Annotated in this window: 12 protein-coding genes; 4 read left to right on the top strand and 8 right to left on the bottom strand. The window is 33.5% G+C overall.

From position 1 onward, the window contains the following. Nucleotides 1-27: 27 nt before the first annotated feature. The 6 genes from ACFEL2_RS00755 to ACFEL2_RS00730 form a co-directional block, all read right to left on the bottom strand. A complete protein-coding gene (locus ACFEL2_RS00755) occupies nt 28-360 on the bottom strand; it encodes a HesB/IscA family protein (protein WP_341755322.1) in 333 nt (110 codons plus the stop codon). A gap of 9 nt (nt 361-369) precedes the next feature. Next, nucleotides 370-750, bottom strand: coding sequence for a Fe-S cluster assembly scaffold IscU (iscU, locus tag ACFEL2_RS00750; protein WP_375332026.1), 381 nt, complete (start codon nt 748-750; stop codon nt 370-372). A gap of 15 nt (nt 751-765) precedes the next feature. Then, nucleotides 766-2,223, bottom strand: a complete 1,458-nt coding sequence (locus ACFEL2_RS00745) for a hypothetical protein (protein WP_375332025.1) — start codon at nt 2,221-2,223, stop codon at nt 766-768. A 46-nt stretch (nt 2,224-2,269) separates the two neighbouring features. After that, nucleotides 2,270-3,526 (bottom strand): IscS subfamily cysteine desulfurase, encoded by a 1,257-nt coding sequence (locus tag ACFEL2_RS00740; protein WP_375332024.1) that lies wholly within the window; start codon nt 3,524-3,526, stop codon nt 2,270-2,272. Nucleotides 3,527-3,561: 35 nt separating this feature from the next. Continuing rightward, nucleotides 3,562-4,725, bottom strand: a complete 1,164-nt coding sequence (locus tag ACFEL2_RS00735) for a cysteine desulfurase family protein (protein WP_375332023.1) — start codon at nt 4,723-4,725, stop codon at nt 3,562-3,564. Nucleotides 4,726-4,790: 65 nt separating this feature from the next. After that, a complete protein-coding gene (locus ACFEL2_RS00730) occupies nt 4,791-5,207 on the bottom strand; it encodes an Rrf2 family transcriptional regulator (protein ID WP_341748359.1) in 417 nt (138 codons plus the stop codon). 554 nt (nt 5,208-5,761) lie between these two features. Here ACFEL2_RS00730 and ACFEL2_RS00725 point away from each other — a divergent pair. From ACFEL2_RS00725 to ACFEL2_RS00710, 4 genes are all read left to right on the top strand, one after another. Further along, on the top strand, nt 5,762-7,900 hold the full coding sequence (locus ACFEL2_RS00725) for an LPS-assembly protein LptD (protein WP_375332349.1): 2,139 nt from the start codon (nt 5,762-5,764) through the stop codon (nt 7,898-7,900). Nucleotides 7,901-7,910: 10 nt separating this feature from the next. Continuing rightward, on the top strand, nt 7,911-8,798 hold the full coding sequence (locus ACFEL2_RS00720) for a SurA N-terminal domain-containing protein (RefSeq protein WP_341748361.1): 888 nt from the start codon (nt 7,911-7,913) through the stop codon (nt 8,796-8,798). After that, nucleotides 8,798-9,637, top strand: a complete 840-nt coding sequence (gene rsmA, locus ACFEL2_RS00715; protein ID WP_375332348.1) for a 16S rRNA (adenine(1518)-N(6)/adenine(1519)-N(6))-dimethyltransferase RsmA — start codon at nt 8,798-8,800, stop codon at nt 9,635-9,637. Before ACFEL2_RS00720 ends, rsmA begins: the two co-directional genes overlap by 1 nt. A gap of 152 nt (nt 9,638-9,789) precedes the next feature. Then, nucleotides 9,790-10,554 (top strand): polysaccharide deacetylase family protein, encoded by a 765-nt coding sequence (locus ACFEL2_RS00710; protein WP_375332022.1) that lies wholly within the window; start codon nt 9,790-9,792, stop codon nt 10,552-10,554. Between the two features lie 146 nt (nt 10,555-10,700). Here the strand turns inward: ACFEL2_RS00710 and ACFEL2_RS00705 are convergent, their stop codons facing one another. Next, nucleotides 10,701-11,486, bottom strand: a complete 786-nt coding sequence (locus ACFEL2_RS00705) for a succinate dehydrogenase iron-sulfur subunit (RefSeq protein WP_341748364.1) — start codon at nt 11,484-11,486, stop codon at nt 10,701-10,703. Nucleotides 11,487-11,800: 314 nt separating this feature from the next. Then, nucleotides 11,801-13,690: an ATP-dependent zinc metalloprotease FtsH gene (gene ftsH / locus ACFEL2_RS00700; RefSeq protein WP_375332021.1), complete on the bottom strand. Its 1,890-nt coding sequence runs from the start codon at nt 13,688-13,690 to the stop codon at nt 11,801-11,803. Nucleotides 13,691-13,700: the final 10 nt, after the last annotated feature.

Raw genomic sequence — 13,700 nt, 5'->3', positions numbered from 1 at the left:
ATTTTTTATAAAAACAGAAATATTTTCTTATATATTAAACGACTTCCCACAGCCACAACTACCTTTTTCATTTGGATTATTAAAAGTAAACCCCGATTTAAACTTATCTTCTACATAATCCATTTCACTGGCTAGAAGATACATTAGAGCTTTTGGGTCAATTAATATTCGTACACCTTTATCTTCTATCACCTCATCAAACTTATTCTTGTTATCCGCATATTCTACATAATAAGATAGACCGGAACAACCACCAGACTTTACGCCAATCCTAATACCAAAAGACGGTCTATTACGTTTATCTATCAGTCTCTTTATTTGCTGGGCTGCTGCATCAGTCAATGACATAACATTTTTCATAATAGCTACTTATGGTTTTTTAGTTCTATAATCAGCTATTGCCGCTTTTATGGCATCTTCTGCTAATAAAGAACAATGGAGTTTTACTGGTGGCAAAGATAATTCCTTAGCTATTTCAGTATTTTTTATACTACCAGCCTCATCAAGAGATTTACCCTTAACCCATTCAGTTACTAAAGAGCTTGAAGCAATAGCAGAACCACAACCAAATGTTTTAAATTTGGCATCTGTAATAATTCCATCCTCACTAACTTTAATTTGTAGCTTCATTACATCACCACAGGCAGGAGCTCCCACGAGACCTGTTCCAACATATGCATCATTTTTGTCTAATGACCCTACATTACGAGGATTTTCATAGTGATCCAGCACTTTTAAACTATATCCCATGTTATTTCCTCTTTATTAATGTTCTGAAATCTCACCTAAAATATCACTACCACTATCACTATCATTATCATCTAGTGGACTTAGAGATGCAAATTGACTAGATAACTGCCTATCAAAAAATTCATTATCAACAAATTTATGATCAGGGAATCTTGTCTCCAACAACGTCTGAAGATATGGATGTTGATCATAAAGGTCGTCCAATGAATGCCCCTGACTTTCATCATTAATGTCCAAAGGATATCGCTCAGGATGGTCTAAAATATGTCGAGCATATACTATTCCCGGCTTAACAACTATCTCCTTCTCTCCAATCTTCTGTTTAACCTCCACCTCACATAATTGGAATATAATATCCATCAACGATGATGGTTCATTATAGATAGCTTCTAACAACTTATCTAAATTTTCATCAAATGAAGTCTCTATCCCCTTATCAACACCCCATTCTTTGACCTTCATAACCATAGTCGGATATATAGCATTACCAGCAAAACACAACTTCTTAAGTTTTGGTAAATTCTCAGATGTTATTATATCTCTCATTCCTTCATCATGAATATTATTACCTTGTATATCTAGAACTTCAAGATTGTCTAAATTCTCAGATTCTGCAATATATTTAGCCCCTGTACCAGTTATCCCTTGTGCAGCAAGTGACAAATGAATAAGATCAGAGAATCCTTCTGAGTTCACTATGGCTTTAACCCCTTCATCACCAATAAACTCATCTTCACAATCAGCATTATCAAATGATAATGTATGAAGATTTCCAAAGCAGTCGTCAATATTTACTAAATTTATCACTCCTTCTGCAGTAATAGAGTTAGCACCAAGATAAAGCTCCTGCAACCGATCTAATAATCCATAACGGGTATTATAATATTCTTTTATATCCTCCATCGCTTGATCAGTAATAGCGTTGAAAGATAGATCAAGTGCCTCAAGATTTAATAAGTCACCATAGGTTAATATAGCTGTACTCCCTTTATCACCTATCGAATTACTTGCTAAATTAAGCTTTGTTAAATTCTCAAAATCAGCCTCTGCTATATATTCTGCCCCTTCATCTTTAATCTCATTACCACTTAAGTCAAGATTGGTAAGCTGCTGCACCAAATTAGATTTTACTATAACCTTCACATCATCATTTTCCATGCAATTATTATGTAAGTCAAGAACAGTCAGTTTACTTAAAAATTGCTCATCGAATGGTATAGCACTCATATCACCATCCGCAAGTTGATTATTACTTAAATCCAACTCCTTAATAGCATCATTTAATACACCACTCTGAATCAACAGCTGTAAATCTTCACATGAAATATCAGTATCCGCTAATTTCAGTATTGTAACATTTGGGTTGTCCCGTATAAGCTGTATTAAATCTTCTATCGTCCAATTTTCACGCTTATATCCAGTTAGATCAACAATATCCTTTCCTTCGTTTAAATATTCTTCCAATTTTTTCATTATTCTTCCATATTTTTAGTTAATTATTATTAATACAACACATTTATCAATGCATTGCCCACTTGATTTGCTTTAAATTAATTCCTTCTTGAACCATCTCCCAAAGAGGGCTTAGTTCTCTTAACTTGTTAATTTTTGACTTTATTAACTCTACAGCATAATCTATTTCTTCTTTAGTGGTAAATCTACCAATACCAAACCTAATCGATGTATGTGCCATTTCTTCATCAACTCCCATAGCTCTTAACACATATGACGGTTCTAGCGAAGATGAGGTACAAGCCGAACCAGATGAAACGGCTAAATCTTTAATAGCTAATATCATCGACTCACCTTCCACATAAGCAAAACTTAAATTTAGATTTCCCTTATATCTCATATTCATATCACCATTTAAATAGACATCAGCAATTTGTTTAGTAATATTATTATAAAATCTATCAAAAAGCCCTTCTACATGTTTAGCATCTTTTGCCATTTCAGATAGAGCCAATTCGCTAGCACTACCTAGTCCAACAATTAAAGGGGCTGGTAGAGTTCCAGAACGCATGCCTCTTTCCTGCCCACCGCCATTTAAAATTGGCACCAACCGTACTCTAGGTTTTTTCCTTACATATAAAGCTCCAATACCTTTGGGACCATAAATTTTATGCCCGGAAATACTTGCTAGATCAATGTTACAATCATTAACATCTATAGGAATTTTACCATATCCTTGGGCGATATCTGAATGAAAAAATACCCCTAATTCCCGACAAATTTTACCAATTTCTTTAATTGGTTGGATGACACCTATTTCATTATTTACCGCCATCACTGATACCAACATAGTTTGGTCAGTTATGGCATCTCTTAATTGTTGTAAATCAATCAAACCACTTGGCTGAATTGGCAAGTATGTTACCTTAAAACCTTCATTTTCTAAATGCCGACAAGCATCTAAAACGCATTTATGTTCACTTATCACTGTCACTATGTGATTTTTTTTACTACCATAGAATTTAGCAATACCTTTTATTGCTAAATTATTAGACTCCGTAGCTCCAGAAGTAAAAATAATTTCTTTAGGATCTGCACCAATAAGCTTTGCTATTTGTTCTCTTGACTTTTCCACAGCCTCTTCGGCTTCCCAGCCAAAAGAATGACTCCTAGAGTGCGGATTACCAAACTTAGTGGTAAAATATGGCAACATACATTCCAAGACCCTCGAATCCATAGGAGTTGTCGATTGATAATCCATATAAATCGGTAGTGCTTTACCACTTAATTTTACTTTTTGTCTTAATTCTTCTAATTTATCCATACTAGTTATTCCTTAGTGTCATTCCAACAGGAATGTCATCCTTGCTTCGATGTGGGATATAGATTCCCGCCTACGCGGGAATGACATAAAAACGGGTAATATACTTCTTCAAACGCTTTAACAAATGTCACAACATCTTCAATAGTTTGTTGATAATCAAAACTCACCCTAATCGAAGACCTGGCATCATCCTCACTAAATCCCATAGAAGATAATACATGTGATTTACCAACTTTCCCTGATGAACAGGCAGAACCGGAACTAACCGCTATGCCCCGTAAATCAAAAGCTATCAACTTGGTTTGTGCATCAGTTTTGGACACAATCATCAAGGTAGTATTAGGTAGTCTTTCAACATTTTTTGACACTATTTTTACATTTTTATAGTTGAGTAAATTTTGTTCCAAATATGTTTGTAATTTCTTCATTTCATTATATCTATCTTCTACCTCATCAGCAGCTATTGATGATGCAAGCCCAAACGAAGCGATTGCTAGCACATTTTCTGTACCTGATCTAATATTTCTCTCTTGCCCTCCACCAATCATCATCGCTTTAAGCGTATGTCCTGCCTTGACAATTAAAGCACTACTTCCCTGCATTCCCCCTAATTTATGAGCCGATATAGTAGCAAAATCAACTGCTAATTCTTTAATATTGACCGGTATTTTACCAACTGCTTGTACGCAATCACTATGAAATACCGCACCATATTTTTTGGCAATTTTAACTAGCTGTTGTATATTTTGTACAACACCGCTTTCATTATTAGCCAACATCACAGAAACTAGTTTTTTACTAGCTAGACTTGCCAATAATAATTGCTCTAAATGGTCAATATCAACAATGCCATCACTATCAACACGGATAATTTTAATATTATCTCGATATTTAGTGTGATCAAAAATCGATAAATGCTCTATGCCAGAAACAAAAATTTCTCCATCATAATAATTACTCATCAGTAAATTATTACTCTCTGTGCCAGAGGAAGTAAAAATTACCTGATATTCCCTAGAATTTATATCAATGCCAACAGATTTCGCGACCTGCTGCCTAGCTATTTCTACTAAACTCCTAGCATAACGCCCTTTGGTATGAATAGAAGACGGATTATATGCTTCTTCGAGCAAATCCTTCATAAGTTCCTTAACCTTAGGATGAACGTTAGTAGTGGAATTATGGTCTAAATATAACATATATATAACATAATTTATTCGTCCACTAATACATAAGTTAAAATAATTTTCAAAAACTTTTAGAGCTAATCTAGTGTATCAGCTAGCATGTCAGCTACAGAGATGGTGTCAAAATAGTTCCTTATATGCTTACTTAAACCTAACCATAAATGATGAGCGTTACATTTTACTTTATTAGGTACGCAACTATTCTGAGATTTTCTTAAACATCTTGTCATTTCAATATTCTCATCTACCGCATCAATAATATCAGTAATCTTGATATTATTTAATTTTTCATTAATGATGTAACCACCTTTTGGACCTTTCGCTGATCTAACTATATTAGCTTTCTTAAGCTTTGCAAAAATTTGCTCCAAGTAGTTGACCGGTATATTTTGTTTCACCGAAATTTCAGCCAAGGTAACAGGTATATCCGACATTTGCGATGCGATTTCTAAGATAGCCATTACAGCATATCGCCCCTTTGTAGTTAATTGCATACAAACAACTCCACTATAATAACATTATTATATAATACCCTACTAATTTAGTCAAGTATTATTTTATCATGGCGGTTTAAAAATCGCAGTCAATAATTAATATAAAGCTTACGTTTAACTACTACTGATATCATCTGAGCTATAGTGGGGATTCAAAAAATAACCTGAAAGGCTAGATGATATAGAAAGTAAATTGAAGGTTATATCTCTTACTTTACAAGCTTGCAGCCTAATTTTAAAAATTACTACTATTTAACGTCGAATTATCGTATAAATATATCAAATTTAGTATATAACTAAGCGTTCAAGTTTTGTTAACTTAAGCAGCCTCGGTGTTATCCCAGTCTTCGCTGTCACCCCCGCGAAAGTAGAGGTCTAAAAAACCAGCTGGGAAGACTATCAACATTTTTAGATCCCGCTACCTACGCTGGGATAACATCACTCTTAGAACATCGAGGACTATTATATACTTAAACTTGCACACTTGGTTATATAGTACTATGATACTAAATGACTGCATTTTACATACCCCCTCACTTCAAAAGTTATCTTTAATGCGAGTTTTCTGCAATATATTGATTATTATTACTTTGTTATCGGTTTTTGGTTTTGCAATAGCTGATAAGCAAGAGATGAACAAACAATTTAGCTTTATATCAGCGGATTATATTGAATATAACCAAAAAGAACAGTTTATTTATGCTAAAGGTGATGTTCAAGTTATATTGGATAATTACTTCCTAACAGCTAATTCTTTGATTTATGATATAGGGCAAGATAAACTTTGGGCTGAAGGTGATATTAGAATTAAAGATCAGCAAAATAGAGTTATTCTAGGAGATCTTGTCATATTAAAAGACAAACTAAAGGCAGGGATAATCTCAGATTTTATTTTATATTTTGGTGATAATACACTATTAGTATCAAAACTAGCAGAAAGAGTAAATGAAGATGTTTTTCGTCTGCATAATAGTACCTTTACTCCATGCAAAATACTATGTAACCAAAAACCTATTTGGCAAGTTTCTGCAAAAAATACTGAGATATATCTTAATAAGAATAAAATGGTTTATAATCACCTATTTTTTGAGGTATATGGTGTACCAATCTTGTATATACCATATTTTTCTCATCCAACACCTAAGGCTTCCGCAGAATCGGGAATATTGATACCTAGAGTGCGGGATAATGCTTTGGGAATACCGCTATATTATAGAGCTAAACCTAATCTAGACTTTACTCTAACCCCTAGGATTTTTTGGCAAAAGCATAATATTATATATAAAATTCTTGAACTAGAAGCTCGTTACAAACCGAATAAAACTGATTATATATCTTTAGACGCTAATTATGGTAAAGTGCCATATTCCATAAAGGATGGTGATGTAACGATAAAAAACCGTAAGGTGAACTCATATTATCTATTAAGCAATGGTAATTTTATCAAAAACGATTATAGATATGGATTTAGGTTACAACGTACTTCTGATAAAGCTTATTTAAAAAATTACTATAACAATTATACTCCGTATTTGATGTCTAAGTTATATTTAGAGCATGTCAATAATTATAATTACTTATTGACGGAAGGAATATATTTTGAGGGATTGGGAACAAATGATTCTAGTAGTACGAATCCATTAATTTTCCCCAAGGTTAGAACTAAGAATGTTATACCTCTAAATGACGAAGAAACTAGTAACTTAGTTGTAGAGAATAATGCATTAATTTATAAAGAAAGAAGCGGAAAGGAACTAGGTCGAGTTGCATTACAACTGGCAGTGGATAATAATTTTTTAACTGAGGCAGGTCATTTATTTAATGTTACCTTACGGAATAGATCAGATGTATATTTTATTAATCACCTATATCTAAATGATTCTAGGACTAATCATGTTCTAACTAGAAATATACCTGAAATCCAAAATATTTGGAGTTATCCATTAGCTGGAACAATTTTTGATAAAACTAGCCTGTTTGTAGAACCAATTATATCCGTGACTATTGGACGTAGACATAATTATAATAAGAAATTTTCCTTTATTGATCCATCAAAATATGAACTATCAGAAAATAATATATTCAATTCGAATCGTTATAGTGGTATAGATTATCATGAATTTGGCAATAGATTAAGTTATGGGGTTAATTCTTCTATACTATCGGAGGAGAATTATACAAGTTTATTTCTAGGACAAACCTATAACACTACTATTAATACTAACTCTATTAATAGTATCGAAAATGTTGGTAGAATTGCTAGTAGTTTTTCTGATAAGATAGAGCTATTCTATAGATTTAGAAAAAGTAGAAATTTTGATCCAATTAGAGATGAATTAGGTGGAAGTCTTAACTCTAAGAAAATTCAGTTAACTGCTGGATTGGTTCAGATTTCAAATTTACAGAAATATTATTTTACAGATAAATTAACTGATGAGAAAATAAAGCAATTCTACTATAATCTCACTTATCAATTAACAGAAAATTGGTCAGTTGTCTATGATATGAGAGTAAATTGGCCAAAAAGCAAACTAAATGTTCTTTCTAAGAGTATCCAAGTGACATACTTAAATGATTGTGTTAGAATAGCCGGAAAACTTTCAGACAACTACACGGAAGATGGTAGTAGGGGAATAAAAAAGAATTCTGCTGTACCTACTATTTCTATAGGTTTAAAAATATTAAATATGTGAGTCTAAAATTATGAAGAAGTTATTTTGTTTAGTTGCTATCGTTTTTAACCTAGCTATAGCGAAAGCAGAATTATCCAATATAGTTGCATTAGTTAATAATGAGCCAATTACGTTACATGAATTTTTAGCTAGAAAACACATGATCATGGCACTTAACAATATTAACAATCCTGATTCTCAAACAGATAAGCAACTTGACAAGATGGCAATTAACAGCGTGATTGATGATTTATTGCTTTATCAGTCTGTAAATGGTAAAAAAAGTTCTGATAGTGAGTTAAATGAGTCTATAGAGACTATTGAGCAACGTAATAAAATGGCAAAAGGACAATTAATGCAACTTTTGAAGAGTAAATCTGTAGATATTAATAGTTTTAAATCTCAGATTGGTGCTGAAATTATCAAAATGAATATTTTATCTAGTATTTCTAGATCAGTTGCTATTAGTGCAAAAGAAGTTGATGCTATAATATTAGCGACTAATTCAAAAGATGCAGAAGTATCGGCTCAAATCTTTACTTCAAAAGATAAACAGGATAAAACTTTGCAAAAGATGTATGGGTTACAAAAACGCCTTACAAATTGTCACGATATCAAAGAATCTTTATATAAAGATTTTTCTACGTTAGAGATAGTCAATCAAAATTTAAGTACTCTAGATTCTACGCTACAAACAATTCTCAAGGATTTAAATACAGGAGAGAAAAGTAGTGTTTTTGAGATGCAAGATGGGTTTAAGTTAATATTAATGTGTAATAAAAAGATAGTTAATATTACTCTAGATGAAAATAATTATGTAGTAAATCTTCTGACCAATAAAAAAATGTCACAAAAAGCCCAAAAATACTTTGAGGATATGCGTAAGAAAGCCTATATCAAAATAATGCTACCTTTGTGATATACTCGAATAATCCGAGTACACTACCTTCAATCGCCAAGCATGCTAGCCAACATGGTATTGTTCCTATTAAGAAATATGGTCAGAATTTCATTTTTGATAGTAGTCTATGTGATAAAATAGTTCGCGTAAGTGGCCTCCGAGAAAATGACTCTGTATTAGAAGTTGGTCCTGGTACAGCCGGACTCACTAGAGCTATCCTTTCTTACAACCCTAAATCTTTAACTGTGGTTGAAACTGACGCTAGATGCATACCGTTACTGACGGAAATAAGAGAGTTATACCCTAATCTACATATTATTCATTCAGATGCTTCTAAATTTGATCTATCAACCTTAAGTCACGACAAAACACATGATAAAATAACTATTATTTCAAATCTACCTTACCGAATAGGTACAGAGTTAGTCATAAAATGGTTAAAAAAATCATACTTAATAAGTAGTATGACTTTAATGCTGCAAAGAGAGGTTGTAGAGCGAATATGTGGTAAAGTTGGGACAAAATCTTATGGCAGATTATCAATAATATGTCAGTTACTTTGTTCAGTTGAAAAATGCTTTGATGTTAATCCGCAAGCTTTCTACCCTGCACCAAAAGTCCACTCTGCAATAGTTAGACTTGAGCCTTTTGATAATCCATTAACACCTGAACTAATTGGGAAAGTTGAACTAATTACCAAACTAGCCTTTAGTGAACGTCGTAAAATGATTAAATCATCTTTGAAGAAACTAACCCCGCACATAGAAGATTTGTTGTCTCAATTAAAGATTGATAATTCTTCTCGATCTGAAAATTTATCATCGCAAGATTATTTGTCTTTAGCAAAATTATGCTAGAATGAATCACTACATCGCTATTAATATCACTGCCAGTAAATATTTATTGTTAATTGTCAATTTTTTACTTTGGTATATTTGGTAATGTAATGATACAATTCTATTTACGGTAAAAGCAACCTACTTAATCATACAATCTCAGGTATATTTTTATGAGAATAACCAAAATCTTCCTAGTATATTGTTTCGTAGCTATAGTAAATCTACCTTATGCATTATGTGCAGATACAAATAAAACAATTTATATAACATCAGATGATGGTCCTCTTGGAGGAACCGAAAATGTTATTAATGTCATGACCCAAAAAAAGACTCCCATTACCATGTTCATGGTAGGATTACATTATGATAATTCGAGTCCTAGTCTAAAGAAAGCTGTTGATCTAGCTAAAAAAAACCCTTTTATTGAAATAGGAAATCACAGCTATACTCACGCTAATAACCACTATAGGAATTTTTATCATCAGCTTCCGGATGTAATTAAGGATCTTAAAAAAAATAATACTGTTTTTGGTTTCACTGGTTCACATGTCAATACTAGACTACCAGGTAGAGATGTATTCCGTCTTCCTAACCTAAGTAAAGATGATCCATATATTTCAAAAGAAGAAGATAAAGTAGAAAGAATAGATGATGATGGAATATATAAAAATGGCTTCTATCTATATGGCTGGGATTTAGAATGGGTTCATAATCAGCATGGCAAGCCAATTCAATCCTTAGATGAATTAGTGCAAGAGATAGAAGATAAATTTAACAGAAATGATACTGCCTTACCTAATAAATTAATTTTACTTATGCATGATGAGATGTTTCAAGACCAATTTAATGGCAAAGAAAATTTAAGTCAGTTAGTTGATCTTTTGCATAAAAAAAATTATAAGTTTGATTTTATTAAAAATTATCATGTAGAGTGATTTTTATCTATAAATGCTTTAAAGAATTGGATTTGAAAATAAATGGTGAGCATGCGAATCCATGATATTTCCAAAAAACAATTTGTAGGAGCAGAAGAGTATACACTAATGCTATATCGAACTTAGGTTAAGTAAGTCTATTCGCTTTACACTCCGTGACGTTCTATTATTTGGCTTTTTATCTCTGCAATAGCTTTAGCTGGATTTAAACCTTTCGGACAAGTCTTTGTACAGTTCATAATCGTATGACAACGATATAATTTAAATGGATCTTCTAAAGCATCTAAACGTTCTCCAGTATACTCATCCCTAGAATCAGCAATCCACCGATATGCTTGTAGTAAAATCGCAGGTCCTAAATATTTATCACCATTCCACCAATAACTTGGGCAAGAGGTAGAACAACACGCACATAATATGCATTCATATAAACCATCCAGCTTTTCTCTATCCTTAAGAGACTGCAATCTTTCAGTATTGGAAGGTGGCGGACTGTCAGTTTTTAGCCAAGGTTCTATCGATTCATATTGAGCATAGAAATGCGACATATCAGGTACTAAATCTTTTACTACCTTCATGTGCGGTAGAGGATATATCTTGACATCACCACGAATTTCTTCAATAGCCTTAATGCAAGCAAGTGTGTTAGTTCCATCTATATTCATCGCACAGCTACCACAAATTCCTTCACGACAAGAACGCCTAAAAGTCAATGTAGAATCTATTTCATTTTTTATTTTAATTAAGGCATCTAGAACCATTGGACCTGTTTTGCATAGATCTAACTCATAAATATCAATTCTAGGATTTTCTTCAGAATTTGGATCATATCTATAAATTCTGATATTACGTAACTTAACCGCTTCTCCAGAATGTTTATATGTAGTACCTTTACGGACTTTAGAATTAGGTGGTAATCTAAGTTCTGCCATGTTTATTCCTTATCTAAAATTCTAACTATATTTCAGAGCAATTTAAAAGTTGTAATCAATGGTGAAAAGATGTCATCCCCGTGTAGACGGCACAACTGTTGAAAGTTAAAAATCGTCTATTAGCGAAGCACCGTTAGGCACTGTGGCAATCTTCATGATAGTCAAGACCTCCTTGCCACGTCGCCGCTTGCAGCGACTCCTCGCAATGACGGTTTAAGACTTACAACAGCACTTCGCTAATAGACGATTTTTAACTTTCAACAGTTGTGGGGTGACATCAAGCACACTTCTTTACCGTAGCCACGACTTTTAAATTACCCAGCTGTTCTTTTCTGATTTAGTTTCTTAACTTTTACAGTACCACCATAGTCATTTTTTATTGGAAATAAATTTTCCTCTTCTGAATTCATTGATCTATCACTCAGCAAGTTTTTAATTTGCTGACCAGACAATGTCTCATGTTCAATCAATAATTTAGCTAACAAATGAAGTTGATCAATATGTGTAGTTAATATATTTTTGGCAAAATCATAACCTTTTTCAATAATTTTTCTTACTTCTGTATCAATTAATTCTGCTGTATGTACAGAAGTATGACCTGCTCCCCTACCACTAGTATATAGATCTTCATTACTCGAACCATGATATACTGGTCCTATTGCATCACTTAACCCCCAGTCCGTTACCATAGCTCTAGCCATTTGGGTTGCCATTTTAATATCTGAAGAAGCCCCAGAAGTAACTTTATCTCTGCCAAAAATAAGCTCCTCAGCTACCCTGCCAGCCATTGCCACCGCTATGTCAGCTTCCATTTTATCACGTGGCATAGAAAAACGATCATTTTCAGGAAGTCGCATAACCATTCCAAGTGACCTACCTCTTGGAATAATAGTTGCTTTGTGAATTGGATCAGAAGCAGGACAATACAACCCAACCAATGCATGCCCTCCCTCATGATAAGCAGTTAGTTTCTTCTGCTCATCTGACATAACCATAGAACGTCTTTCTACACCCATTAACACTTTATCTTTTGCCTCTTCTAAATCTGTCATACTTACTTCTTTTTTACCCTTGCGAGCAGCAATTAATGCAGATTCATTGACAAGATTAGCAAGATCTGCTCCTGAAGATCCAGGAGTTCCTCTAGCTATGATTCTAGCGACTATATTTGAGGCACATTTTATTTTCTTCAAATGTACTTGTAAAATTTGTTCTCTACCATCAATATCTGGATTAGGAACAGTAATTTGGCGATCAAATCTCCCAGGTCTTAGCAACGCTGGATCCAATACATCCGGTCTGTTAGTTGCAGCAATAATAACTACCCCTTCATTATCCTCAAACCCATCCATTTCGACCAGCATTTGATTTAGTGTTTGTTCACGTTCATCGTTGCCACCACCCATACCAATACCTCTGTGGCGACCTACTGCATCTATTTCGTCAATAAAAATTATACAAGGAGCATTGCGTTTACCTTGTTCGAACATATCACGGACACGGCTAGCACCAACGCCAACGAACATTTCAACAAAATCAGAGCCAGATATACTAAAGAATGGGACATTTGCCTCGCCGGCTATAGCTTTTGCTAGGAGAGTTTTACCTGTTCCAGGTGATCCTATAAGTAAACATCCCTTTGGAATTTTACCACCAAGTTTTTGGAATTTGCTTGGGTCTCTAAGGAAATCAACAATTTCAGTTAATTCTTCTTTAGCTTCGTTAATTCCAGCAACATCTTTAAAAGTAATTTTTGGGCCTTTGTCTGAAACTAGCTTAGCTTTAGATTTACCAAAACCCATGGCTTTTCCTCCACCTTGCATTTGACGCATGAAAAACACCCACCCACCTATCAAAAGAATCATTGGAAACCACGAAACAAATATGTTAAACAACAAGTTCATTTTTGTATCAGGTGGCACTATTTCAATATGAACCGAATTGCTATTTAGGCGATTTATTAGATCTGGATAGTCAGCAGCATAAGTCGAAAAAGAAGATCCATCGCTTAGAGTTCCCTCAATCATTCTACCCTGAATTTTAACAGCACTAATTGCTTTTTCATCAATTTTGGTTAAAAAATCTGAAAAAGCGATATTACTTCTTCCTCCAATAAAACCATCATTTTGAAATGCATGAAAAACAAGTATCATTAAAACAAAAACCGACACCCAAATTAGAACATTCTTACTTTGATTATTCATCTACTACTCA

This window comes from Candidatus Tisiphia endosymbiont of Temnostethus pusillus, from assembly GCF_964264675.1.
Lineage (GTDB): Bacteria > Pseudomonadota > Alphaproteobacteria > Rickettsiales > Rickettsiaceae > Tisiphia.
This window is presented reverse-complemented; position numbering and strand designations above follow the sequence as displayed.

Bases quoted from the DNA above. Each gene is read 5' to 3' on its own strand.
- ACFEL2_RS00755 (WP_341755322.1), bottom strand. From the start codon at position 360: ATGAAAAATGTTATGTCATTGACTGATGCAGCAGCCCAGCAAATAAAG.
- iscU (WP_375332026.1), bottom strand. From the start codon at position 750: ATGGGATATAGTTTAAAAGTGCTGGATCACTATGAAAATCCTCGTAAT.
- ACFEL2_RS00745 (WP_375332025.1), bottom strand. From the start codon at position 2,223: ATGAAAAAATTGGAAGAATATTTAAACGAAGGAAAGGATATTGTTGAT.
- ACFEL2_RS00740 (WP_375332024.1), bottom strand. From the start codon at position 3,526: ATGGATAAATTAGAAGAATTAAGACAAAAAGTAAAATTAAGTGGTAAA.
- ACFEL2_RS00735 (WP_375332023.1), bottom strand. From the start codon at position 4,725: ATGTTATATTTAGACCATAATTCCACTACTAACGTTCATCCTAAGGTT.
- ACFEL2_RS00730 (WP_341748359.1), bottom strand. From the start codon at position 5,207: ATGCAATTAACTACAAAGGGGCGATATGCTGTAATGGCTATCTTAGAA.
- ACFEL2_RS00725 (WP_375332349.1), top strand. From the start codon at position 5,762: ATGCGAGTTTTCTGCAATATATTGATTATTATTACTTTGTTATCGGTT.
- ACFEL2_RS00720 (WP_341748361.1), top strand. From the start codon at position 7,911: ATGAAGAAGTTATTTTGTTTAGTTGCTATCGTTTTTAACCTAGCTATA.
- ACFEL2_RS00710 (WP_375332022.1), top strand. From the start codon at position 9,790: ATGAGAATAACCAAAATCTTCCTAGTATATTGTTTCGTAGCTATAGTA.
- ACFEL2_RS00705 (WP_341748364.1), bottom strand. From the start codon at position 11,486: ATGGCAGAACTTAGATTACCACCTAATTCTAAAGTCCGTAAAGGTACT.
- ftsH (WP_375332021.1), bottom strand. From the start codon at position 13,690: ATGAATAATCAAAGTAAGAATGTTCTAATTTGGGTGTCGGTTTTTGTT.